The sequence below is a fragment of the Variovorax sp. P1_H2 genome (assembly GCF_056405295.1).
The window spans coordinates 1-24,484 of the sequence record NZ_JBFUCJ010000028.1; the positions used below are offsets into that span (position 1 = coordinate 1).

The following is a 24,484-nucleotide window of genomic DNA, read 5'->3' on the forward strand; positions in this document are numbered from 1 at the left end:
GCGTTGTAGAGGCTGCGGCTCACGTACTGGCGCTTGAGCTCCTGCTCGGCACGGTCGGTCAGCGCCTTGTCGTAGGGGCGCCCGTCGGCCAGGCCGACCTCGCGCAAAGCCTTCTGCAGCGCCGCCTTCTCGAATTCCTTGGTGCCGACGAAGTCGACATCGGCAATGGTCGGCCGCTCCTCGACGATCACCACCAGCACGTTGCCGCTGACGTCGATGCGCACGTCCTTGAACAGGCCGAGCTCGAACAGTGCGCGAATCGCGGCCGCGCCGCGCTCGTCATCGTAGGTCTCGCCCACGCGCATCGGAATCGAAGCGAAGATCGTTCCCGGCTCGACCCGCTGCAGGCCTTCGACACGAATGTCGCGTACGGTGAAAGGCTCGACCGCCCACGCGGCGGTGACCGACAACGCGCTCGCCGCGAGAACGATCAGGCTTCGCGCGCGCAAGCCGATGGGAAAAGTAGTCATGGACAGGGCAGCCCGCACGGCAGCGAGGCCGGCGGGGGGTTTCAGCAGGAGAAGAAATGACCCGCGTGGGTCGGGAACCGCGATGGCTCGGGCCGGAGCCGGCCTGCAGCGTCAGCCGGCGGCGTGGCGACGCGTCAATGTGCCGAAGCGATCAGTGCCCGCTCGGGGCCCGCCGGAGCCGTCGCCGTGCCCACGATGGGCGCTTCCGGCGCCACGGCGTCAGGCGCTGCCGCGCACAGCGTGCTGCCGCTGCCGCTGCCGCTGCCGCCCATGATCGGCGCCAGCGTGGAGAGGCTGCGGACGCAGTCCGCCGCGACGGTCCGCGCATCGTCCCGATGCTCGCAGGCGGTGAGAACCAAAGCGGCCAGGCTGGCGGCGGCCCCGGCCGCAACGCGGCGCAACAGGGGCGAGAAGTTGCATGAATCCAACAAATTGGGCATCAAATCATCCGAACAAAGAGATCGAACACCGAATGTGCTCGTCAAATTCGGAGGAAGCTGGTAGATGCCGAATTCCAGCCGGAGGCGGACGGGCTAGGCGGCGAGTTGCCGCAGCCCGTCGGAGCGCTGCAGCCGATAGAGCTTGTGCAAGCGCAACGCATGGCCCACGGGCAATGCCGGGTGCTCGAAGACCCCATCGCTGCGCATGCCGAGGCGCTGCATGACAGCCTCCGAAGGCAGGTTCGGGACCGCGGTGAAAGCCACGATCTCAGGCAGGTCGAGGCGCTCGAAGCCCACGCGCAGCGCCGCGCGCGCCGCCTCCGTCGCATAGCCCCGGCTCCAGAAGTCATGCGCCAGCCGCCAGCCAATCTCGACGCAGGGCGAGAAGGGCAGGTCGGGCCTCGGCACATTCAGGCCGACGCAGCCGATCAGCGCCCCGCCCGCGCGCTCCTCGGCGGCCCAGAAGCCCCAACCTCTTTGCGCGATGTCTTCGGCGCAGCGATCGGCCATCGCGTCGCTCTCCGCGCGCGCGAGCGGCGCGGGAAAGAAGCGCATCACGCGCGGATCGGCATTGAGGGCCGCGAAGGCTTCGCGGTCGGCCGCTCGCCATTGCCGCAGGCGCAGCCGCGCGGTGTCGCACTCGATGCATTCGGCCATGCCGCAGGGCGCCCTATTCCGCCGCCTGCCGCAAGGTGGCCACCACCGGCCGCCGCAGCACCTCGCGCAGGCCCCACCAGCCGGCCGCGAGGGCCAGCACCGCACCGGCCAACGCGCCCGCGATCGGCACCAGCGGCGACGCGGTCCAGGTGAATTCGAACACGAAGCGCGCCAGTGCCCAGCCGATCACCGAGGCGACGATGCTCGCGAGGAAGCCGGCCAGCAGGCCGACGCCGGCGAGTTCCGCCCGCTGCACCTGCCGCAACAGGCTGGCCCGCGCGCCCACCGCCCGCATCACGGCGAACTCGCGCGCCCGCTCCTCGCGCGTCGCGGTCACGGCCGCGAACAGCACCACCAGGCCGGCCGCCAGCGTGAAGCCGAACAGGAACTCGACCGCCCGGATCACCTGGTCGAGCACGCGCTGCACCTGGCCGAGGGTGGCGCTCATGTCGACGTTGGTGACGTTCGGGTAGCTGCGGACCAGCGCATTGTCGAAACCCTTGACCTCGGGCGCGCGAAAGGCGCCCATGTAGGTGACCGGCACGTCGGCCAGCGCCGCCACCGTGTACATGACGAAGAAGTTGGCGTGCATCGAGCCCCAGTCGACCTTGCGCAGCGAAGTGATGCGGGCCTCGCTCTGCTGCCCGCCGATGTCGAAGCGCAGGCTGTCGCCGAGCTTCAGCCCGAGGGTCTCGGCCAGCCCCGCCTCGACGCTGAGTTCGCCCGCGGCATCCGGCTTCCAGGTGCCGGCGGTGATCTGGTTGTGCGGCGGCGCCTCGGCGCTGTTGCTGAGGTTGAACTCGCGGTCGACCAGCCGCTTGGCGCGATCCTCGCTGTAGTCGTCGGGCGAGACCGGCTTGTCGTTGATCGCGACCAGCCGGCCGCGGATCATCGGGTACCAGTCGAACTTCTGCACCCCGTTGGCGCGCAAGGTCTTCTGGAAGGCATCGCTCTGGTCGGGCATCACGTTGATCACGAAGCGGTTCGGCGCATCGGGCGGCGTGGCCTTGCGCCAACTCGCGACCAGGTCGGTACGCAGCAGGACCAGCAGGATCAGCGCCAGCAACCCGACCGCGAGCGCGCTCACCTGCACCACGGCGTAGGCCGGCCGGGCCGAGATCTGCCGCGTCGCCAGCACCAGCCAGCGCGGCGCCGTGCTCTCGTTGACGCTGCGCCGCAGCACCCACACCGCAAGCCAGCTCAAGAGCGCGAACACCGCCACCGCCCCCGCGAAGCCGCCGACCGCGATCAGTCCCAGCTTGAGGTCGCTGCTGGCCGCGACCAGCAAGGCCGCGAAGCCGGCGACGCCGAGCCCGAGCACCGCGATCGAGGCCGGCTTCAGGTTGCCGACATCGCGCCGGATGACGCGCAGCGGCGGCACTCGCGCCAGCTGCAGCACCGGCGGCAGCCCGAAGGCGAGCAGCAGCGTGAGCCCGACGCCCAGGCCGAAGGCCACCGGCCACAGGGTCGGTGGCGGCAGCGCGCTCTCGACCAGTCCGGCGAGCAGCAGCACGAAGACGTAGTGCACGCCATAGCCGATGGCGACGCCGATCGCGCTGGCGATCAGGCCGATCACTGCGAACTCGAAGGCATAGGCGGCGGCGATGGTGCGCTGGCTCTGGCCCAGTACGCGCAGCATCGCGCAGTCGTCGAGGTGGCTGGCCGCGAAGCCGCGCGCCGCCAGCGCCACCGCCACGGCCGACAGCAGCGCGGCCAGCAGCGCCACCAGGTTCAGGAATTTCTCGGCCCGGTCCAGCGTCTGGCGCATCTCGGGCCGCCCGCTCTCGAAGGATTCGAGGCGGGCACCGCGCAGCTCGCCCTTCTTGATCGTCGCATCGACCTCGTCGCTGAAGCGCTTGACCGCGGCCGTGTCCCCCGCCACCGCGAAGCGATAGCTGACGCGGCTGGCCGGCTGCACAAGTCCGGTGCGGGCGATGTCGGCCTGGTTGAGCATGACGCGCGGCGCGAAGCTCATGAAGCCGGCGCCGCGGTCGGGTTCCAGCGTGATCACGCGCGCGATGCGCAGCCCGGCATCGCCGAGCAGCAGCGTGTCGCCGACCTGGAGCGCGAGCGATTCCAGCAGCGGCCCGTCGACCCAGGCCTCGCCCGGTGCCGGCACTTCGCGCGTGGGTTGTCCCGGACCGTCGGCGTTGACCGCGACCTGGACCGCGCCGCGCAGCGGATAGCCGGCCGCCACGGCCTTCAGCGCCACCAGCTTGGTGGCACCGCCCCGTGCCTCGCTGGCTCGCGCCATGGTCGGGAAGCCGTAGGTGCTCGCGCCCTGCAGGCCCAGCGCCCGGGCGCGTTCGACAAAGGCCTGCGGCGTCGGGTTGTCGCTCGCCAGCACCGCGTCGCCGCCCAGCAGCTGGCGCGCATCGCGCTGCAGCCCGCCCTTGAGCCGGTCGGCGAAGAAGCCGACCGCTGTCAGCGCCGCCACCGCCAGCAGCACGGCCACGATCAGGAGTCGGAGTTCACCGGCGCGCAGGTCGCGCCAGAGCGTGCGCCAGCCGAGGCGAAGAAAAGCAGTCATAGGCCCGACGATAGCCGAGCCGGCCGCGTCTGCGAAATGGAAGGATTTAGGGCTCGGCCTGGACCGCGCCGACGGCCTTTGCGCCGGCCAGAGCCGGCTGCAGCAGCAGCCGCTCGGCACCCGCGAAACAGAGGAAGCGACGATTCGTCGCCCGCCCGATCGCGCACAGACCGACCCGGAGCGCGACCTCGTGGCCCATCTGCGTGATGCCGCTGCGCGAAACGACAATCGCCACGCCCATCTGCGCCGACTTGATCACCATCTCGCTGGTCAGGCGACCGGTGGTATAGAACACGCGCCCCCCGGCGAGCTGCGGCTGCATCGCGATCCAGCCGGCAATGGTGTCGATCGCGTTGTGGCGGCCCACATCCTCGACGAAGCACTGCATGCGCGCCTGGTCGCCGGCCTCGAGCGTGAACAGCGCGCAGCCGTGCACCGAGCCGGCCGACTTGTAGGTGCTCTCCTGCAGGCGGATCGCGTTGACCAGCGCATAGAGCTGTGCCTGAGTCATGCGCGTGTCCGGCAGCTGCAGACTGTCGATGCCGGCCATCAGTTCGCCGAACACGCTGCCCTGCCCGCAACCGGTGGTGACCACCTTCTTCGCGGTGCGTTCCTCGATGCGGTCGATGCCGGCATGCGTCTTGACAGCCGCGGCGCCGACCTCCCAGTCGACCGTGATCGACTCGACGTCGGCTGCCGATTCGATCAGGCGCTGGTTCAGCAGGTAGCCCAGCACCAGCAACTCGGGCTGCGCGCCCAGGGTCATCAGCGTGACCAGTTCGCGGCGGTCGACGTAGATCGTCAGGTCGCGCTCGGCAGGAATGAAGACCCGGCCCGACTCGCCGTGCTCGTCGACGACCTCGACCTCGCGCGTGAGCGCTGCCCGGGCCTGGGTCAGCCGCGGCAGCGTCACTTCTTCGGCGCGGGGTTGGTCTCGGCCGAGGTCGGGTTCGAGCTCGGCGGAGAGGCCGCCGTGGTCGCCGGCGATGGGGCACCCGCAGCCTCGATCGGCTTCGCCTGCTCCGCCGGCGGCGCATAGGCGAACGGGCCCGGGTCGGCGCAAGGCGGCGTCGGCGTGGGTGGCGCAAGTTGCCGGCCGGCCGCGGCCGCCGCGTCGCGGTAGCGGGCCGCGACACGGGTCTGTGCCTGGCACAGCTGGTAGCTATCGACCTTGGCGCTCCAGGCGGCCTTGGCGGCGGCTTCGGCCGCCTTGGCCCGGGCCTCGGGTGTCGGGGTAGGCACCTGCAGCTTGGCGAAAGCAGTCGGTGCGCCCGCCAGGGCGGCGACCAGGCCAGCAGCCAGCGCGCAGTGGGGCAGCAGCAGCTTCATGAGGGACTTCCTTCGATCCGGATGCCGGATGCCGGCGCGGCGGCACGCGCCTCGGCGCTGCGCTCGGCCGGGATCTTGCCCGCCGCGATGTCGTTGTACCAATAGGCGTGGTGCTCCCGGGCCCAGGTCTCGTCCACATAGCCCGTGCGCATCGCCTTGTAGGCGCCCTTCATGCCGATCGTTCCGATGTAGATGTGGCCCATGATCAGCGCCATCATGCACAGCGTCGCGACCGCATGGATCATGTGGGCGACCTGCATCTGGGCCCGCGTGTAGACAAAGCCTGGCAGCAGCTTGTCGAGGAACAGCCCCGAGCCGATGACCAGCACGCCGAGGAACAGCACGCCGCCCCAGAACACCGCCTTCTCGCCGGCATTGAAGCGGTCCGAGGGCGGCTCCTCGCCGCCGAACAGTCCGCCCCCCTTCTTGAGCCAGGCCAGGTCGTTCTTGCGCGGCAGGTTGCTGCGGAAGAAGGTGAAGACCATGAACAGCGTGGTCAGCACGAACAGTGGGCCGACGAAGTTGTGCACGGTCTTGAGCACGTAGCCCAGGTAGCCGAACAGCGAGCCGCCCAGCACCGGCAGCAGGAAGAACTTGCCGAAGGCCATCACGATGCCGGAGATGGCGAGCGTCACGAAGGCAATCGCGTTCGACCAGTGGGTGGCCCGCTCGAAGGGCGTGAAGCGCTCGATCTTGCGGCCGGTCTCCTGGCCGTGCAGGCCGATCGGACCGCGCGTGAAATAGAAGATGGCCAGCGCCAGCAGCGTGATGAAGAGCAGCGCAGCACCGTACGGAATGATCCAGTTGTTGCGCACCTGGCGCCAGGCCTCGCCGGCGTTGGTGTAGAGCGAGCCGGGGTACTTCACGAAGCCCTGGATCAGGTTGCCGGCCTCGGGCGCCTCGTGCGGCGGCAGGCTGCTGAAGCCGGTCACGCCGCCGCTGACCTGACGCCACATCGGCGCGTTGTTGCCCGGTTGCACCCGGTTGCGCTCGCCGTTGGTCTGGTTGAGGTAGTTCGGATCGGCGCTGGCCTCGGGTTTGACCTCGAAGATGTTCTGGCTGCGGATGCCGCCGGTGGCCTGCACCGGCGCGGCAGGCGCCGGCGCAGCGGCCGCGGCCGGCGCTTCGGCGACCGGGCCGGCGGCAACCGGGTTGGCGGTCTGGCCCACGGCCATGCCGCAGCCGAGCGCCGCAGCGGTCATCAGCAGCGCATTCAGCAGATGTCTCATGCGGCCTCCAGACTCAGTTGATCCTGTTGTATTCGTTCTGGCCGTTCTGCGCCCGCGTCTTGAGGTGCTGCTGCCAGGCGTTCGGGTCGCCCACCTGCCAGCCGGGGGCAGTGAAGGCGGTGCCGGTGTTCGGCCGCGTGCCGGTGCCGGTCCACGGTGCCGCGTCGACGCGCACGCCATGCGCGTTGGTCTGCGGCTTCTCGCTGCAAGCCCCCAGCAGCAGCGCGGCGGCGAGCAGCGCCGCGGCGGACCCGAGGCGCCTCATTTCGTGCCCCCGTTGGGCGACGGCGTGCCGGCCTGCTGCGAGCCGTAGGCGGTGCCCCAGCCCCAGACTTCGGCACCCTTGCCGCGTGCCACCACGCGGGTGCGGAAGATGTCGGCCACGACGTCGCCGTCGCCGGCCAGCAGGGCCTTGGTCGAACACATCTCGGCGCAGGCCGGAAGCTTGCCTTCGGCCAGGCGGTTGCGGCCGTACTTCTCGAATTCGGCTTCCGACCCGTTGGCTTCGGGGCCGCCGGCGCAGAAGGTGCACTTGTCCATCTTGCCGCGGGCGCCGAAGGTGCCCTGGGCCGGGAACTGCGGCGCGCCGAAGGGGCAGGCGTAGGAGCAGTAGCCGCAGCCGATGCAGATGTCCTTGTCGTGCAGCACCACGCCTTCTTCGGTGCGGTAGAAGCATTGCACCGGGCAGACCGCCATGCAGGGCGCGTCGGAGCAGTGCATGCAGGCCACCGAGATCGATTTCTCGCCCGGCACGCCGTCATTGAGCGTGACCACCCGGCGGCGGTTCACGCCCCAGGGCACCTCGTTCTCGTTCTTGCAGGCCGTGACGCAGCCGTTGCATTCGATGCAGCGCTCGGAATCGCAGACGAACTTCATTCTTGCCATGGGGATTCCCTCTAATCAGTTGAGGACAGAGCAAAAACTGCGGTGCAGTTTCTTGGTCTGTCCCGCAAAGTCTTTCATGCCCGCTCGACGTTGCAGACCGTCGTCTTGGTCTCTTGCATCATGGTCACGCTGTCGTAGCCATAGGTGGTGCCGGTGTTGATCGCCTCGCCGCGCACGATCGGATGCGCACCCGCCGGGTAGTAGGGCAGCATGTCCTGGCCCTGCCAGCGGCCCGAGAAGTGGAAGGGCATGAACACCGTGTCGGGCCCGACCCGCTCGGTCACCAGGGCCTGCACGTTGAGCCGGGCGCCGGTCGGCGTGTGGACCCAGGCCCGCTCGCCGTTGCGGATGCCCTTCTCGGCCGCCACCTTGGGATTGATCTCGATGAACATCTCCTGCTGCAGTTCGGCCAGCCAGGGGTTGGAACGCGTTTCCTCGCCGCCGCCCTCGTACTCGACCAGCCGGCCGGAGGTCATCACGTAGGGGAACTTCTCGGCGATCTTGTCGGCGATGTTCTTCTGCTGGATCGTCTTGTAGAGCGTGGGCAGGCGCCAGAACGCCATCTTGTCGTCGTGCGTCGGGTACTTGACCATCAGGTCCGGCCGATTGCCGTAGAGCGGCTCGCGGTGCTGCGGAATCGCATCCGGGAAGTTCCAGACCACGGCGCGCGCCTTGGCATTGCCGAAGGGGTGGCAGCCGTGGTTCTTCATGAACACGCGGATCATGCCGCCCGAGGGATCGGTCTTCCAGTTCTTGCCGTCGGCCTTGGCCTTCTCGGCCTCGGTGAGCTCGTCCCACCAGCCCAGCTTCTTGAGCAGCAGGTGGTCGAGCTCGGGGTAGCCGGTAGTGATCGCGGCGCCCAGCGAGTGCGAGCCGTCCTCGGCCAGCAGGTTCTTGCCGTTGCGTTCGACGCCGAAGTTGGCGCGGAAGTTACCGCCGCCGTCCATCACGTGCTTCGAGGTGTCGTAGAGGTTCGGCGAGCCCGGGTGCTTGAGTTCGGGCGTGCCGTAGCAGGGCCACGGCAGGCCGAAGTAGTCGCCGGCGATGTCGTAGCCGTTGACCTTGTCCTTGACCGATCCCTTGGCGCGCAGCGTGCGGACGTCGAAGGCCGCCATGTTGCGCATGTGGGCCTGCAGGCGCTCGGGGCTCTGGCCGGTGTAGCCGGCGGCCCAGCAGCACTTGTTGATCTCGCGCAGGATGTCGTCGGGCACGGGCTCGTCCATGCCCTTGACCTGCTGCATCTTGAAGTTCTTGCTCAGTTCCTTGCCGAAGCCGAGCCGGTCGGCGAACTGCTGCATGATCATGTGGTCGCTGCGGCTCTCCCACAGCGGCTCGATCACCTTCTCGCGCCACTGGAGCGAGCGGTTCGATGCCGTGACCGAGCCGCTGGTCTCGAACTGGGTGCAGGCCGGCAGCAGGTAGACCGCACGATTCGGATTCTGGTCCTCGGACCGCCCCGGCATCGCGGCCATCGCCGCGGTGGCCGACGGATACGGGTCGACCACCACCAGCAGGTCGAGCTTGTCCATCGCCCGCTTCATCTCGAGGCCGCGGGTCTGGGAGTTCGGCGCATGGCCCCAGTAAAAGACGCCGCGCAGGTTCGAGTCCTGGTCGATCAGCTCGTTCTTCTCGAGCACGCCGTCGATCCAGCGCGACACCGTGATGCCGGGCTTGCTCATCATCGCGGGCGACGCGAAGCGGCCCTTGATCCATTCGAAGTCGACGCCCCAGGTGGCGGCGAAATGCTTCCAGGAGCCCTCGACCAGGCCGTAGTAGCTCGGCAGCGAATCGGGGTTGGGGCCGACGTCGGTGGCACCCTGCACGTTGTCGTGGCCGCGGAAGATGTTGGTGCCGCCGCCCGAGGTGCCGACATTGCCGAGCGCCAGCTGCAGGATGCAGGAGGCACGCACGATCGCATTGCCGATCGTGTGCTGCGTCTGGCCCATGCACCAGACGATGGTGCCGGGACGGTTCTCGTTGAGCCAGGTCGCGACCTTGAGGACCTGCGCTTCCTTCACGCCGCAGGCCTCCTCGACCTTGTCGGGCGTCCACTTGGCCATCACTTCGGCGCGCACTTCGTCCATGCCGAAGACGCGGTCGTTGATGTAGCGCTTGTCTTCCCAGCCGTTCTTGAAGATGTGGTGCAGGATGCCGAAGAGGAAGGGGATGTCGGAGCCCGAGCGGATGCGCACGTACTCGTCGGCCTTGGCCGCGGTGCGCGTGAACCGCGGGTCGACCACGATCATCTTGCAGCCGTTCTCCTTCGAATGCAGCATGTGCAGCATGCTCACCGGGTGGGCCTCGGCCGCGTTCGAGCCGATGTACATCGCCACCTTGGCATTGCGCATGTCGTTGTACGAATTGGTCATGGCGCCGTAGCCCCATGTGTTCGCCACGCCCGCGACCGTGGTCGAGTGGCAGATGCGCGCCTGGTGGTCGCAGTTGTTGCTGCCGAAGAAGCTGACGAACTTGCGCAGCAGGTAGGCCTGCTCGTTGCTGTGCTTGCTGGAGCCGATCCAGTAGACCGAGTCGGGTCCGCTGGCTTTCCGCAGATCGACCAGCCTGGCCGTGATCTCGGTCAGGGCAGTGTCCCAGCTGATGCGCTCGTATTTGCCGTTGACCAGCTTCATCGGGTAGCGCAGACGGTATTCGCCATGGCCGTGCTCACGCAACGCGGCGCCCTTCGCGCAGTGCGCGCCGAGATTGATCGGCGAGTCGAACACCGGCTCCTGACGCACCCAGACACCGTTCTCGACCACGGCGTCGGAGGCGCAACCGACCGAGCAGTGCGAACACACCGTGCGCCGGACCTCGATCTTGCCGGCGCCGATCGCCGCCGCCTGGCCCGGCATGGCGTCGGCCTTCTTGATCAGCGTGAGCTGGCCGGCCGCCAGGCCGACGCCCACGCCGAGGCCGGAGCGGCGCAGGAAGGCGCGCCGGTCCATGGTCGGCAGCGCATTCGACAGGCCGCGCCGCAGGCTGTTCACAAGGGGCGACGAGGATGGGGAGGCGCCGTCACGCGCCGCGCCGGGCGCTTTCTTGGTCAGTAGCATCGTGGGCTTTCGTCCTCAGGCAGACGTGGTCTTGTAGTAGCGCTTGACGTGTTCGCTAAGCGAATAGCCGCCGCCTTTCTCGGGCGGTGGCGGAAGCGAGGAAGCGGCGGCCGAGGCGGCAGGCGCCTCGACGACCTTGGGCAGCACCGTGACGGCGGCTGCGGCGGCGCCGACGGTGGCTGCGCCGAAAAAGAATCCCCGGCGGGAGGCCGGCCGGGGGCCGGTATCTTGGCTGTCCTGCATAACATCTCCAGGAGTGGCTGGCTAAGCGAGATATGAAACCAGTTACATATCTTGGGATAGTAGTCGAGACCCCGAGCGAGGGAATCGGAAATATCCCTCGATCTCGGTGCGACACTCAGTGCGACATGTCGAAGCCCTGCGTCTCCACTTCCGAAAAGGCCCGGGTCAGCCCGGCCAGCGCGGCGTAGAAGCCAGCCCGGGGATGCGCCGAGACCGCATCGCACATCGCCGGCAGCCAAGGCTGCAAATGGGTAGCAAAGAATACTTTTTGTTGCTTTAAATTGGCGATTTCGACGTCTTCGCCCGCAATCAGGTAGCGCATGACCTCGAACAGGCAGGCCACGTGGTCTTCGGATTCGGAGACCGACTCGTCTCGCGCCAGGCCGAGGCGGTCGAGGTCGTTGCGCAGCTGCGCCAGCGGCTTGTCGTTCAGGAAGCCGCTCAGGTAGTGCGAGCCGAACAGGTAGACCTCGGGCTTGCCGATGCCGCCGAACAGGGCGTCGTATTCGTCGCGCACTTCGGCCAGGCCGGTGCCGCGTGCGGCACCGACGAGCTGCCGCCACGGTTCCTCGAGAAAGGCGCCGGCCGCCGGCGCCTCGGTCGGCGCCACCTGGAAAGCCTCGAGCAAGCCGGCATCGGGGGCCGCATACCAGAGGCGGGCCAGCAGGCCGTAGAGCTCGGCGCGAGCGACCTCTTCGTCCAGCGCGGAAGTGACGGGGATGCGAAGGCTCATTGGGAACCTCGGCGCGGCATTGCGGTATCCGTTCTCGGAATGGCCGGGCGACTCATAGCGGTGTGATCTTCATTTCGTTCGATGCGCTGTACAGGTCGATGACCCGGCAGTCGCTGCACATCTTGAGGCGCTCCAGCGCCTCGCCCTGGAACATCGCGTGCCCGGCCAGCTTGCCGAGCATCGCCTCGATCGCCTTCTGGGTGCCGAATGGCTTGCCGCAGCGAATGCAGGCCCAGGGCCTGGCCTCGTTCAGCACCACCGGCTGCTTGCGCTCGGGCGCCGCCAGCAGGCGCGGCACGAGCGAAATCGCGTTCTCCGGACAGGTGGTCTCGCAAAGGCCGCACTGCACGCAGTTCTTCTCGATGAAGCGCAGCTGCGGCGCGTTCGGGTTGTCCTGCAGCGCGCTGGCGGGGCAGGCGCTGACGCAGGCCAGGCACAGGGTGCAGCGGTCCTTGTCGATGGCGATGGCGCCGAATGGCGCGCCCGACGGCAACGGAATCGCCAGCGGCGCATCGGCCGGCGTGCGCAGGGCCGGCGCCTCGTCCATCAGGTGGTCGAGGGCGAGTTCGAGCGTGCCGCGCTTTTCGGCACCCACCGCGAATCGGGCCGGCTTCCCTGGCAGCTGCTGGCGGGTCTCGCGCAGACCTGCGAGTGCCGCGTCGAGCGTTTCCGGCGAATTCGCCTCGATCAAGCGGAAATGCGTGCCGCCATAGCCCAGCCCGCGCAGCAGCGCCTGCGCGATCTCCATTTGCCTGCCGAGCGCCGCGAGGTAGCTCGGTGCCTCTTCGCCGGTCGCCAGCACCAGCACCTGCGATGCGCCGAAGGCCACGGCCGACAACCACAGGTCGACCCCGGTGCTGGCCGCATGGAACAGGCCGACCGGGATCACGTTCGCCGGCACGCCGCGGGCCTTTCCGAGCTGGGCCTTGCGGCCCAGTTGCTCGACCAGTGCCTGGCCGCCTTCCTGGCCGTGCAGCAGCAGCGTGGCTTCGCGTCCGCCCGCGCCGAAGTAGGTGGACAGCAGCGTGCGCAGCTTCAGGCCCTGGTGGGGGGCGCGCGGATAGGTGTAGCCCAGCGCACCGGTCGGGCACACGGTGGTGCAGGCGCCGCAGCCGACGCAGAGATTCGGATTGACGACGATGCGCTGGTGCTCCTTGTCGCTCGTGACCGCATGGGCCGAGCAGACCTCGATGCAGGCGTTGCAGCCGACCACCTCGTTGCGGCTGTGGGCGCAGAGCTTCTGCCGGTAGTCGAAGAACTTGGGCTTCTCGAATTCGCCGACCAGTTCGCGCAACCGCATCAGCGTCTGCAGGCCGCGCGCCTGCGCAAGCCCACCCGGTACATGGAAGTAGCCTTGCGGCGGCGCATGCCAGTCGATGACCGGCGCGGCGCCGAGATCGAGCACCAGGTCGAAGGCGCCCTCGAGGCGCTCCGGTGCGCGATCGAAGCGGATCGCACCGGCCACGCTGCAGGCGCGTTCGCAGTCGCGGTGCGAGGTGCATTTGGCCAGGTCGATCTGGTAGTCCAGGCCGATGGCCTGCTCGGGGCAGGCCGCGACGCAGGCATTGCAGCGGGTGCACAGGTCGAGGTCGATCGGGTTGTCGCGCGTCCATTGCAGCTGGAAGGCGCCGAGCCAGCCGGCCAGCGATTCGAGGCGGCCGGCCAGCACCGGCCAGCGCCGCTCCTGGGCACCGCCGAGCGCGCCGGGCCCCTGGGAGAAGATCGTGACCTCGAGGCTGTCGCCGACCAGCGCCGCCGCCTGCTCGGCCTCGTCCAGCGCGCCGATGACCAGCAAGCGGCCCTGGCTCGCATAGCTGACCGTTGCCACCGGGTCCGGTTCGGGCAGGCTGGCGGCAGCCAGCAGTGCAGCGATCTTGGGCATCGCGCTGCGGGCGTCGCGGCTCCAGCCGCCGGTCTCGCGGATGTTGACGAAACGGATCGGCGAAGTGGCAGCGGGCGTCTGCTCGGCCAGTTCGCCGAACAGGCGCTTCTCCTGCGTGCAGGCGACCACCACCTCGTCGCCGGACTGGATGGCACGCTGGAAAGAGGCCGCCTCGCGGCGGCACAGCGCGGAATGGAGGGGCAGGGTTTCAGCCAGTGCGGTCCCGAGCGTCTTCGGCTCGAGGGGCATCGTCTGGTTGCAGTCGCAGATCAGCGTGGTGGTCATCGGTCGGTTGGCTGGCTGGTTGCGCATCGGCAACCGGCGGGCTGGGGGGATCTCCGGGATCGGACTGTGCCACGTCGGCCAATCCATCGTTCGCTGGAGTTTCTTGAGGCTCTTCCTCGAACAGGTTCAGAAACTTCGCGCTCGCCATCTGGCGCAACACGCTGTCGGGCAGGGGCGAGGGCTTGGCGTAGTCGTCGATGTAGATGTCGAGTCCGTCCATCACGTTGAAGTGCGGATCGGCGAACAGTTTCCGCAAGGCGGCGTTCTTGACTTCCGGCGCCACGCCTTCGGCGATGAAGGGCTTGAAATCCGAATCGATGCCGAGCGCCTGGGCGTCGGCCAGCGTGAGCGGCGGTGGCGCCTCCGCGGGCGGCATCGCCGGTGGCGCCGGCTCGGGCGCCGCAGCGATGCCGCGGGCCTCATCGTCGGCCCCGGGCGCCGGCTCGGCGGGCACCTGGCCCGCGCGCACCTGCTGCTTGCGGCGCGACCAGCGATCGAAGAAGCCTTCAGGCTCGCGCCGGGCCGCCCCAAGCCGGCCTGCGGCCCGCTCGGGGGGCAGCGACCCACACGAAGTGGGGGAGCTTGGGGGCTCCAGGCCGACGCCGGGCCGCCCCAAGCCGGCCTGGGCCCCCTCGGGGGGCAGCGACCCACTCGAAGTGGGGGAGCTTGGGGGCTCCAGGCCGACGCCGGGCCGCCCCAAGCCGGCCTGGGCCCCCTCGGGGGGCAGCGACCCACACGAAGTGGGGGAGCGTGGGGGCACTTCAGACATCGCCGGCTCCCCTGCCCCGCTTCTTCTCGGTCGAGACGCTCGCCGCGTTGCCGAAGCGATCCACCAGCGGCCGGAAGCTCTCGGGCCGCTTGCGCTTCTTGGGCTCGACCACATAGTGCGCCTGGATGAAGGCGCGCAGCCATTCGAGCACCTCGGCGGGCGCCGGCACCTGCTCGACGGTTTCCTGTGCGTCCAGCCAGCGGCCGGCCTCGTTGTAGCTCAGGGTCACGACCACCGGACGGGGGATCGGCTCCGGACCCAGGGTCGCTTCCTCGTCCATGCGCCAGAGCACGAACCAGCAGGGCGCCGGCGCGCTGGCATTGAGGTGGTAGCCCTCGGCCTCGTCGCGGTACAACTCGACCTTGAATCCGGGATGCAGCCAGGACTGCTCGCCCTGGTCGTCGCGCAGCAGGCGAGGCCCGGTGCCGAAGCCGGGCTCGTCCGGCACCACCGCATCCAGCGTCCAGCGCCAGGGCTGCCAGTGGCTCGAAGGGCCGTGAAGCCGTTCGCGCCTCATCACGACCGCGACGTCGAGCGTCGGCCGGGGCGCGGCAGAAGAGGTTTCAGGGATCGCCATGCAGGTGACGATAGCCGAAGCCGGAGCATCCACGGCGCCGCCACGTGTATGCGCATTCACACCCTGAAGCATGCTGTTACCGGTTTTCGTGACAAAGGTCCGCACAAAAAGGAAACCATAGTTCTCATTTCTAAAGAACGGCGGGTTTCTGCGCTCCAATCGGACCCATTCCACCGGAGACCCGCATGAGCTACTACGAACACCGCGACGAACTCGAAGCCCTCGAGGTGACCGTGTCCGAGCTCCTGATGGCCACCCCGGACATGAGCGACCCGCTGCTCGACCCGTCGGTCCATCAGGTGCTGAGGCTGTTGCGCGACCAGCACGGGATGGAGGCCGCGTTCGCCTGCGAGTTCGTCGACGGGCGGCAGGTCTCGCACCGCCGGCAGCCCTCGGAGCGCGCGCAATTCATCGACGAGCAGGCCGAGCCGCTCGAACTGGCTTTCTGCAAGCAGGTGCTCCGGGCCAAGGTGCCCGCGGGCTGCTACCTGAGCGCACCGGTGGTGTTCGCCAACGGCGCGATCTACGGCACTTTCTATTCCTACAGCTTCACGCCCGATCCGGCCCTGGAGGCGCGCGACCTCAAGAAACTCGAGATGGCTGCGCAGCTGGCCGCCCGGCTGATCACCGAGCGCCGCCAGCGCCCCGCGGCACCGACGCAGATGCCGCAGCAGAGCCGGCCGGCGGCAGCGCAATACGCCTGAGTCCGGTCCCGCGCGTCAGCGGGCGAAGACGCGGCGTTCGGGCAGGCGCCGGTTGACACTGCGTGCCATCTGCGCGTCGGCCTCCACAAGGTGGCCCGGCAGGGTCATGAGCCGCAGCGCATCGGCCGGCGGCAGGGCCCGGCTGTAGAGAAAGCGCAGCTGGCAGTCGCCGACGATGATCGCATCGCCATTGCACAGGGCATGCGCCCTCACCTTCTCGTTGTTGACGTAGGTGCCGTTGCGGCTGCCCATGTCGGTGAGCATGAAGCCGTCGCCGGTCCATTCGATGGCGGCGTGATGCCGGCTCACGCGTTGGCTGTCGATGCACACGCTGTTGCTGCCGGAGCGCCCGATGGTGGTGAGCGGACCCGCGATGTTGACCTGCCGCACGCTGCTGTGCCGGGCCAGGATGATCAGTCTTGCCATACCTCGTTCCTGTCGTTCATTGGACTGGGTCCAAGCTTAGGATCCGAGGCCCGTTTCGAAAGTAGGAAACAGAAGGCTTAATCCATTCCTGTTCGTTTCACGGGCGGGAAGTTTTGGCATCCGGCCAAGGAACCGGGCCGCGCGGCCGTCCTCAGCCCCTGGGCTTGTTCCGCCCGCCGAAGCGCGACTCGAGGAAGTCGAGCAAGGCGCGCAGCGCGGCGCTGTTGTGGCGCCGCTGCAGGTAGGCCGCCGACAGCCACATGTCGCTGCGCACATAGTCCTGCAGCACCGGCACCAGCTCGCCATGGTCGACGTGCGGCTGCACCAGCATCTCGGGCATGTAGATCACGCCGAAGCCCTGCATCGCGATCTCGATCAGCGGCGCCGCCTCGGTCGCATCCATGCGGCTCCTGACCTCGACATCGAAGGGCTGGCCGTCGACCTCGAATCGCCACGCCGGATGGGCGCCCAGGCGCGACTGGGTCAGCGCATCGTGGCCGGCCAGCTCGCGCGGGTGGGTCGGCTTGCCGTGCTTCTTCCAGTAGAGCGGCGAGGCGCACACCACCAGGTCGCGGCGCGCCAGCTTGCGCACGATCAGGTTCTCGTCCTCGATCGGGCCGAAGTGCAGCGCCAGGTCGATCGCGTCCTCGGCCATGTCGATCGCGCGATTGGTCAACTGCAGGCTGATGCTGACGTCGGGGTAGTGGCCCATGAACTGGCCGAGCAGCTTGGGCAGGTCGCCCTGCCCCGCGCCCAGCGGCGCCGAGATGCGCAGCCGCCCCGTGGGATGGTTCGCGTGCTCCTGGACCTCGGCCTGGGTCAGCTCGAACATTTCCATCATCGGCTTGCTGCGTTCGAGCAGCAGCGCGCCGGCATCGGTGAGGCTGACCGCGCGCGTGGAGCGGTTGAGCAGCCGCACGCCGAGCCGCGTCTCGAGTTCTGCGATGTACTTGCTCACCGTCGCCTTCGAGACGTCGAGCTTGGTCGCGGCTCGCGAGAAGCTGCCGTACGTGGCGACTTCGCGGAAGGTTCTGATCAGGTCGAGACTGTCCATGGCAGGCGCGCATTGTCGCCTGTCGCACCGCTGCCATAGCCGGCCGCCGCCATCGGCGTGCCGCCGCGCCGGACCTGCACCGCGCAGTACTTGAACTCCGGGATCTTGGCGAAGGGATCGAGCGCCGCGTTGGTCATCAGGTTGGCCGCCGCCTCGTAGTAAGCGAAAGGCACAAACACCGCGCCGGCCGGCGTGCCGTCGTCGCGCCGCACGTGGATCGCGATCTCGCCGCGGCGCGAGCGGATTGTGATCACGTCACCCGCAGCCAGGCCCAGCGCCTGCAGGTCGCCCTGGTTCATCGAGGCCGTGGCCATCGGCTCGATGGCGTCGAGCACGCTGGCGCGGCGCGTCATGCTGCCGGTATGCCAATGCTCGAGCTGGCGTCCGGTGATCAGCACGAAGGGATAGTCGGCATCGGGCCGCTCGGCCGCCGGGATGATGTCGGCCGGCACCAGCCTCACGCGGCCGTCGGCGGTCGGGAAGCTGTCGATGAAGACGATCGGCTGGCCCGGGTCGTCGGCATCGAGGCAGGGATAGGTCACGCTCGATTCGCGCTGCAGCCGCTCCCAGCTGATGCCGCCGATCGCGGCGTGCATGGCCTGGCGCATCTCCTCGTAGACCGCGGCGACGCCGGATTCCTCGCCCTCGTAGTGCCAGTCGAGGCCCTCCGCGGCGCCGGGCCGCCCCAAGGCGCGGACGGCCCCCTCGGGGGGCAGCGACGACACGAAGTGCGGGGCGTGGGGGCCTATCCTCTTTGCGAGCTGCTGGATGATCCAGAGGTCGGGCTTCGCATCGCCGGGCGGGTTCAGTGCCCGCAGGCCGAGCTGCACCATGCGGTCGGTGTTGCTCACGGTGCCGGTCTTCTCGGGCCAGGCGCTGGCCGGCAGCACGACATCGGCCAGCCAGGCGGTCTCGGTCATGAAGATGTCCTGCACCACCAGGTGCTCCAGGCTCGCCAGCGCATGCCGCGCGTGGTTCAGGTCGGGGTCGCTCATGGCCGGGTTCTCGCCCATGATGTACATGCCGCGGACCTTGTGCGGGTCGTCGTCGGGCGCCAGCGCCTTGTGCATGATCTCGACGACCGTGTAGCCCGGCGCCGCATCGAGCGGCATGCCCCAGAAGTCCTCGAACCACGCGTGCGCGGCCGCGTTGTCGACCCGCTGGTAGTTGGGGAACATCATCGGGATCAGCCCCGCGTCGCTCGCGCCCTGAACGTTGTTCTGGCCGCGCAGCGGATGCAGGCCGGAGCCGGGCTTGCCGATCTGGCCGGTGACGCTGACCAGCGCGATCAGGCAGCGCGCGTTGTCGGTGCCATGCACGTGCTGGCTGACCCCCATGCCCCACAGCACCATCGCGCCCTTGGCGCTGGCGAAGGCGCGCGCGACTTCGCGCAGCGTCTCGGCCGGCACGCCGCAGATCGGCGCCATMGCCTCCGGGCTGTAGCCCTTGACGTTCTCGCGCAGGGCCTCGAAATTGCTGACGCGGGTACGGATGAATTCCCGGTCCACCAGGCCTTCGTCGATCACCGTGTGGATCAATGCATTGAGCATTGCGACGTCGGTGTCGGCCTTGAACTGCAGCGTGCGCCAGGCATGCTTGCTGAGGTCGGTGCGGCGCGGGTCAGCCAGCACGATCTTCGCCCCGCGCTTGGCGGCGTTCTTCATCCAGGTCGCGGCCACCGGGTGGTTCGCGCTCGGGTTGGAGCCGATGATGAAGATCAGCTCCGCATGCTCGACGTCGTTGACGGGGTTGCTCACCGCACCGGAGCCCACGCCTTCCAGCAGCGCCGCCACGCTCGACGCGTGGCACAGCCGCGTGCAGTGGTCGACGTTGTTGCTGCCGAATCCGGTGCGCACCAGCTTCTGGAACAGGTAGGCCTCCTCGTTGCTGCCCTTGGCGGAGCCGAAACCGGCCAGCGCCTTCTTGCCGTGGGTGTCGCGCAGGCTCTTGAGCTTGCCGGCCGTCAAGGCGAGCGCTTCCTCCCAGCTGGCCTCGCGGAAGGCCTCGCTCCAGTCGCCGGGCCGCGGTGCCTCGTCGAAGTGCTTGGGCACGCCGGGCCTGCGGATCAGCGGCTTCGTCAGGCGCTGCGGATGGTGCGCGTAGTCGAAGCCGAAACGGCCCTTGACGCACAGGCGGCCATGGTTGGCGGGGCCATCGCGGCCGTCGACGCTGACGATCTTCTCGTCCTTGACGTTGTAGGTGAGCAGACAGCCGACGCCGCAGAACGGGCACACCGAATCGACCTTGCGGTCGACCTGCTGCGAGCCGATGAGGCTCTTGGGCATCAGGGCGCCGGTCGGGCAGGCCTGCACGCATTCGCCGCAGGCCACGCAGGTGCTGTCGCCCATCGGATCGTCGAGATCGAAGACGATCTTCGAGTGCTCGCCGCGCATCGCATAGCCGATGACGTCGTTGACCTKCTCCTCGCGACAGGCGCGCACGCAGCGGTTGCACTGGATGCAGGCGTCGAGGTTGACCGCCATCGCCGGGTGGGAGACGTCGGCCGCCGGTTGCTCGCGGCGCAGGGCCCTGAGCTCGGGGCGCACGGCGACATCGAGCCGGGCGGCCCACTCGCTCAGCTCGCCGTGCGGGCGGGTGGCGTCGTCGCCGATCCACTTGTAGCCTTCATCGGGCATGTCGGACAGCAGCATCTCGACCACCATCTTCTGACTCTTCAGCGCCCGCTCGCTGGTGGCCTGCACCTTCATGCCGGCGGTCACGCCGCGGCAGCAGCTTGGCGCCAGCGTGCGCTCGCCCTCGACCTCGACCACGCAGGCGCGGCAGTTGCCGTCGGGGCGCAGGCCGTCGGTGTGGCAGAGATGCGGAATCTCGACGCCGTGACGTTCGGCGGCCTTGAAGATGGTCTCGCCCTCGAAGGCCTCGATGGCGCGGCCGTCGAGCGTGAACGCCACCGTCTGCGGCATCCGTTCGGCAATCTTGGCCGGAGCAGGAATAGAGAAAGCTCCGCGCAGCGGCGCTTCGGAATTCGCCTTCGGAACGGCCGGGCGGCTCATAGGATCTCCTGCGGGAAGTACTTCTGGATGCTGCGAATCGGGTTCGGCGCCGCCTGGCCCAGCCCGCAGATCGACGCATCGCCCATCACCTGCGCCAGGTCTTCGAGGGTGGCGTTGTCCCAGGTGGCAGCCTGCATCAGCGCCGCCGCCTTGGCGGTGCCGACACGGCAGGGCGTGCACTGGCCACAGCTCTCGTGGGCGAAGAAGCGCATCACGTTGAGCGCCGCGTCGCGCGCCCGGTCGTGCTGGCTCAGCACCATCACGGCAGCCGAGCCGATGAAGGCGCCGTGCGGCTGCAGGGTGTCGAAGTCGAGCGGGATGTCGTCCATGCGCGCCGGCAGGATGCCGCCCGATGCGCCGCCCGGCAGGTAAGCGTGCAGCGTGTGGCCGTCCAGCATGCCGCCGCAGTATTCGTCGATCAGCTCCCGCACCGTGATGCCCGCGGGGGCGAGCTTGACGCCCGGATGCTTCACGCGCCCGCTGACGCTGAAGCTGCGCAGCCCGCGGCGCCCGTGGCGGCCGAAGCCGGTCCACCATTGCGGACCGCGCTCGACGATGTCGCGCACCCAGTAGAGCGTCTCGAAGTTGTGTTCCAGCGTCGGCCGGCCGAACAGGCCGACCTGCGCGATGTAGGGCGGCCGCATGCGCGGTTCGCCGCGCTTGCCCTCGATGCTCTCGATCATCGCGGACTCCTCGCCGCAGATGTAGGCGCCGGCGCCGCGCCGCAGTTCGATGCTCGGCAGCTCGCAGGGCGGATCGGCCCGAAGCGCGGCGAGCTCGGCCTCGAGCAGCGCGCGGCAGTCGTGGTATTCGTCCCGCAGGTAGACATAACAGGCATCGATGCCGACGATCTGCGCCGCCACCAGCAGTCCTTCGAGGAAGCGGTGCGGATCGCGTTCGAGGTAGCTGCGGTCCTTGAAGGTGCCAGGCTCGCCCTCGTCGAGGTTCACCGCCATGAGCCGGGGGGCCGGCTGGTCGCGCACGATGCGCCATTTGCGTCCGGCCGGGAAGCCGGCGCCGCCGAGGCCGCGCAGGCCCGAATCCTCGAGCGCCCGGAGCACGGCTTCGGCGTCTTCCTCGCCGTTGACCAGCGCGGCCGCCAGCGCATAGCCGCCGTGCGCACGATAGGTCCGGTAGTCGGTGAAGGGCGGCCGGGCCTCGACCGCATCGGACGGCGCGGAAATGCTCTGCCCGGCCCGATCGGCGGGGACGAAATTGGTGTGGCGCGCCACCGCCTGCCGGGGCCCGGAGGCCACCGCCTGCAGCACCTTCTCGACGCTCGCCAGCGGCACCGCCCGCTGGTGCACCGCCACCGCCGGCGCCTGCTCGCAGCGGCCGATGCAGGGCGCCGCGATCACGCGGACGTCGTCGCGGCCGGCCGCGCCCAGCAGGGCGGGCAGGCGCTCGATCAGCGATTGCGCGCCGGCCAGCTCGCAGGCCAGGCCGTCGCACACGCGCACCGTGAGCCCGGGCGCCTGCGCGTCGCCGCGCACGATCTCGAAGTGGTGGTAGAAGGTCGCGACCTCGTACACCTCGGCCATCGGGATGCCGGTCAGCGAGGCCAGCGCAACCAGGTGATGGTCGTGCAGGCAGCCGTGGGCGTCGTTGATCAGGTGCAACTGCTCGATCAGCAGGTCGCGCCGGTAGCCGGCCAACGGCCGCGCGCCGATCAGCGCACGCACCTCGGCCAGCGCGTTCTCCTCGGGTTGACGCCCCTTGAGCTTGCTCTTGCGGCGAATGCGCTCGCGCAGCTGGTCGGGCGTGGCGAGGGGGATGGCCTCGATCTTGTTCCGGGTGCCTGGGTGATTCATTGCCTCGGCTGTCTCATGGGGTTGTGTTGCCGCGCGAACGGGCGGCCTCCCCGACTGTCGGCCGCCCGGGCGCGCTTGGCAAATTGAATCCGCACATGGAGTGATTCAATAAAGAAATGACGCCCCGGGCAGCCCGCGCCCCCCGAGGGATCAGCCGCGCAAGGCGCCGCTGTGGGCCGCGACTTCGAGCTGCCAGTCCGGGCTCTGGAGCAGCACCAGGGCCGCCTCCAGCGCGCGCGAGGGCCGCACCGCCGCCTGCGTCATGAAGCCGATCGGCGTCAGCACCTCGGGCGCCACCAGCGGCAGCGCCTCGAACTGGCCCTGGCCGCGGACCGCATCCACCATCGCGCCCGGCAGCACGGCGCAGACCTGGCCGGACAGGACACTGAGCGCCAGGGTCAGCACCGAGTTGGTCTCGATGGCGGGTGAGACGACCGCGCCGGCCGCCTTGAAGGCCTGGTCGACGATCGAGCGGTTGTGCATTTCCGGTGTCAGCAGGCAGAGCGGCAGCTCGGCCGCCCGGGCCCAGCCGATCGGCTCGCCGATCCGCAGCGCTGCGGCGTCGCCGCGCTCGGCGCGGCGCAACAGGAAGTAGTGCTCGACGCTCTGCGGCCAGGCCGTGAGCTTGACCTCGCGCGGATGCATGCGCTCGGTGTAGCCCAAGGCGATGTCGAGCGACAGGTTCTCCAGTCCCGTTTCGAGTTCGAGCGAACTCATCGACAGCACGATCGGCACGATGCCGGGATGGCGCCCCTGCAACCGGCCTGCGAAGCGCGCCAGCAGCGGGATCGCGGTAGGCACGGCCGCCATGCGCAGGCTGCCGCGGGGATGCCCCTCCTCGCTCTTCAGCAGCTGCTGCAGCAATTCGTTCTCGCGCAGCATCCGGTGCGCCGCCGCCAGCACGGCCTCGCCCTCGTGCGTGAGCCCGGCATAGGTGCGGCCGCGCTTGACCACCACCACGCCGAACTCGGTCTCGAGCGCACGCAGCGCATTCGACAAGGCCGGCTGGGTGATGTGGCAGGCCTGCGCGGCGCGGCCGAAATGACGGTGCTCCTCGAGCGCGACGAGGTAGCGCATCGAGGCGAGCAGGTTCATGGAGCCCCCACGCTCGGCACTGCGTGTCCTCGCTGCCCCCCAAGGGGGCCGCAGGCCGCCTTGGGGCGGCCCGGCGCCGGCCTGGTCGCCCCCACGCTCGGCACTGCGTGTCCTCGCTGCCCCCCAARGGGGCCGCAGGCCGCCTTGGGGCGGCCCGGCGCCGGCCTGGTCGCTCCCGACATCTACGTGTTCTTGCTGACCGTGATGGTCGGGAACTTGGCCGAGAAGTCCTTGGCCTTCTCGGCGATGCCCACCGCCACGCGCCGCGCGACCGCCTTGTAGATGCCGGCCACCTCGCCATCGGGATCGGCCACGACGGTGGGCTTGCCGCTGTCGGCCTGGAGCCGGATGTTGATGTCCAGCGGCAGCGCGCCGAGGTAGTCCATCCCGTACTGCTCGGCCAACTTGCGGCCGCCGTCGGCGCCGAAGATGTGCTCCACGTGGCCGCAGTTCGAGCACACGTGCACCGCCATGTTCTCGACGATGCCGAGGATCGGCACGCCGACCTTCTCGAACATCTTGATGCCCTTGCGGGCGTCCAGCAGCGCGATGTCCTGCGGCGTGGTGACGATCACCGCGCCGGTCATCGGCACCCGCTGCGACAAGGTCAGCTGGATGTCGCCGGTGCCGGGCGGCATGTCGACGATCAGGTAGTCCAGGTCCTTCCAGTTGGTCTGGCGCAGCAGCTGCTCCAGCGCCTGGGTCGCCATCGGGCCACGCCAGATCATGGCTTCGTCCTGATCGACCAGGAAGCCGATCGACATCACCTGCACGCCGTGGTTCTCCAGCGGCTCCATGGTCTTGCCGTCCTCGCTCTCGGGCCGACCCTGGATGCCCAGCATCATGGGCTGGCTGGGACCGTAGATGTCGGCGTCGAGCAGGCCGACGCTGGCGCCCTCGGCGGCCAGCGCCAGCGCCAGGTTGGCCGCCGTCGTGCTCTTGCCGACGCCGCCCTTGCCCGAGGCCACGGCAATGATGTTCCTGACGTTCGGCATCAGCTGCACGCCGCGCTGCACCGCGTGGCTGACGACCTTGGTCGCGATGTTGACCGAGACGTTCTCGACCCCTGGCACCGTCCTGGCGGCCGCCACCAGCGCGCGGCGCATGGCCGGCTGCTGGCTCTTCGCCGGATAGCCCAGCTCGATGTCGAACGAGACCTCGCCCTCATGGATCTGCAGGTTCTTCAACGCCTTCGTGCTGACGAAATTCTTGCCGGTATTGGGGTCGAGGACGGCCTTGAGCGCCTCCGCGAGCGCCTCTTGCGTAACTGCCATTGATCACTCCTGAATGGCGGGTAG

General features: G+C 69.0%; 22 protein-coding genes. 1 reads left to right on the top strand and 21 read right to left on the bottom strand.

What is annotated here, in order from left to right:
- From AC1D2E_RS12305 to AC1D2E_RS12375, 15 genes are all read right to left on the bottom strand, one after another.
- A partial coding sequence (locus AC1D2E_RS12305; protein ID WP_478197666.1) for a POTRA domain-containing protein occupies positions 1-470 on the bottom strand: 470 nt, incomplete at its 3' end.
- Positions 471-604: 134 nt separating this feature from the next.
- On the bottom strand, positions 605-910 hold the full coding sequence (locus tag AC1D2E_RS12310; RefSeq protein ID WP_478197667.1) for a hypothetical protein: 306 nt from the start codon (positions 908-910) through the stop codon (positions 605-607).
- Between the two features lie 93 nt (positions 911-1,003).
- Positions 1,004-1,567, bottom strand: coding sequence for a GNAT family N-acetyltransferase (locus tag AC1D2E_RS12315; protein WP_478197668.1), 564 nt, complete (start codon positions 1,565-1,567; stop codon positions 1,004-1,006).
- Between the two features lie 13 nt (positions 1,568-1,580).
- Complete coding sequence (locus tag AC1D2E_RS12320; RefSeq protein WP_478197669.1) at positions 1,581-4,097, bottom strand: ABC transporter permease; 2,517 nt, start codon at positions 4,095-4,097, stop codon at positions 1,581-1,583.
- Positions 4,098-4,143: 46 nt separating this feature from the next.
- Positions 4,144-5,010 (bottom strand): formate dehydrogenase accessory sulfurtransferase FdhD, encoded by an 867-nt coding sequence (locus AC1D2E_RS12325; protein ID WP_478197670.1) that lies wholly within the window; start codon positions 5,008-5,010, stop codon positions 4,144-4,146.
- Complete coding sequence (locus AC1D2E_RS12330) at positions 5,007-5,426, bottom strand: hypothetical protein (RefSeq protein WP_478197671.1); 420 nt, start codon at positions 5,424-5,426, stop codon at positions 5,007-5,009. The genes AC1D2E_RS12325 and AC1D2E_RS12330 overlap by 4 nt, the downstream gene beginning before the upstream one ends.
- Positions 5,423-6,655: a formate dehydrogenase subunit gamma gene (locus AC1D2E_RS12335; RefSeq protein WP_478197672.1), complete on the bottom strand. Its 1,233-nt coding sequence runs from the start codon at positions 6,653-6,655 to the stop codon at positions 5,423-5,425. The genes AC1D2E_RS12330 and AC1D2E_RS12335 overlap by 4 nt, the downstream gene beginning before the upstream one ends.
- Positions 6,656-6,668: 13 nt before the next feature.
- Positions 6,669-6,920 (bottom strand): hypothetical protein, encoded by a 252-nt coding sequence (locus AC1D2E_RS12340; protein ID WP_478197673.1) that lies wholly within the window; start codon positions 6,918-6,920, stop codon positions 6,669-6,671.
- Complete coding sequence (gene fdh3B / locus AC1D2E_RS12345) at positions 6,917-7,540, bottom strand: formate dehydrogenase FDH3 subunit beta (protein ID WP_478197674.1); 624 nt, start codon at positions 7,538-7,540, stop codon at positions 6,917-6,919. Before fdh3B ends, AC1D2E_RS12340 begins: the two co-directional genes overlap by 4 nt.
- A gap of 74 nt (positions 7,541-7,614) precedes the next feature.
- On the bottom strand, positions 7,615-10,593 hold the full coding sequence (locus AC1D2E_RS12350; RefSeq protein WP_478197675.1) for a formate dehydrogenase subunit alpha: 2,979 nt from the start codon (positions 10,591-10,593) through the stop codon (positions 7,615-7,617).
- 15 nt (positions 10,594-10,608) lie between these two features.
- Positions 10,609-10,836: a formate dehydrogenase gene (locus tag AC1D2E_RS12355; protein ID WP_478172072.1), complete on the bottom strand. Its 228-nt coding sequence runs from the start codon at positions 10,834-10,836 to the stop codon at positions 10,609-10,611.
- Between the two features lie 115 nt (positions 10,837-10,951).
- Entirely contained in the window at positions 10,952-11,569 is a 618-nt protein-coding gene (locus tag AC1D2E_RS12360) for a TorD/DmsD family molecular chaperone (RefSeq protein ID WP_478197676.1), read from the bottom strand.
- Positions 11,570-11,621: 52 nt separating this feature from the next.
- Entirely contained in the window at positions 11,622-13,736 is a 2,115-nt protein-coding gene (locus AC1D2E_RS12365; RefSeq protein WP_478197677.1) for a 4Fe-4S dicluster domain-containing protein, read from the bottom strand.
- On the bottom strand, positions 13,660-14,295 hold the full coding sequence (locus AC1D2E_RS12370; RefSeq protein WP_478197715.1) for a DUF3306 domain-containing protein: 636 nt from the start codon (positions 14,293-14,295) through the stop codon (positions 13,660-13,662). The genes AC1D2E_RS12365 and AC1D2E_RS12370 overlap by 77 nt, the downstream gene beginning before the upstream one ends.
- Positions 14,296-14,497: 202 nt before the next feature.
- Positions 14,498-15,082, bottom strand: coding sequence for a DUF3305 domain-containing protein (locus tag AC1D2E_RS12375; RefSeq protein ID WP_478197678.1), 585 nt, complete (start codon positions 15,080-15,082; stop codon positions 14,498-14,500).
- A 185-nt stretch (positions 15,083-15,267) separates the two neighbouring features.
- Here AC1D2E_RS12375 and AC1D2E_RS12380 point away from each other — a divergent pair, with 185 nt between their 5' ends.
- Positions 15,268-15,786 (top strand): hypothetical protein, encoded by a 519-nt coding sequence (locus AC1D2E_RS12380; RefSeq protein WP_478197679.1) that lies wholly within the window; start codon positions 15,268-15,270, stop codon positions 15,784-15,786.
- A 15-nt stretch (positions 15,787-15,801) separates the two neighbouring features.
- On the opposite strand, the gene AC1D2E_RS12385 is transcribed toward AC1D2E_RS12380, so the two are convergent.
- From AC1D2E_RS12385 to apbC, 6 genes are all read right to left on the bottom strand, one after another.
- Positions 15,802-16,212: an FHA domain-containing protein gene (locus AC1D2E_RS12385; protein ID WP_478197680.1), complete on the bottom strand. Its 411-nt coding sequence runs from the start codon at positions 16,210-16,212 to the stop codon at positions 15,802-15,804.
- Between the two features lie 151 nt (positions 16,213-16,363).
- Positions 16,364-17,266 carry a LysR family transcriptional regulator gene (locus tag AC1D2E_RS12390; RefSeq protein WP_478197681.1) on the bottom strand — a complete coding sequence of 301 codons (903 nt, stop codon included), beginning with the start codon at positions 17,264-17,266 and terminating at the stop codon, positions 16,364-16,366.
- Positions 17,248-20,190, bottom strand: coding sequence for a molybdopterin-dependent oxidoreductase (locus AC1D2E_RS12395; RefSeq protein WP_478197716.1), 2,943 nt, complete (start codon positions 20,188-20,190; stop codon positions 17,248-17,250). Before AC1D2E_RS12395 ends, AC1D2E_RS12390 begins: the two co-directional genes overlap by 19 nt.
- 86 nt (positions 20,191-20,276) lie before the next feature.
- Positions 20,277-22,091: an NADH-ubiquinone oxidoreductase-F iron-sulfur binding region domain-containing protein gene (locus AC1D2E_RS12400; RefSeq protein ID WP_478197682.1), complete on the bottom strand. Its 1,815-nt coding sequence runs from the start codon at positions 22,089-22,091 to the stop codon at positions 20,277-20,279.
- Between the two features lie 150 nt (positions 22,092-22,241).
- Complete coding sequence (locus tag AC1D2E_RS12405) at positions 22,242-23,186, bottom strand: LysR family transcriptional regulator (protein WP_478197683.1); 945 nt, start codon at positions 23,184-23,186, stop codon at positions 22,242-22,244.
- Positions 23,187-23,368: 182 nt separating this feature from the next.
- Positions 23,369-24,460, bottom strand: a complete 1,092-nt coding sequence (apbC, locus tag AC1D2E_RS12410; protein WP_478197684.1) for an iron-sulfur cluster carrier protein ApbC — start codon at positions 24,458-24,460, stop codon at positions 23,369-23,371.
- Positions 24,461-24,484 lie beyond the last annotated feature (24 nt).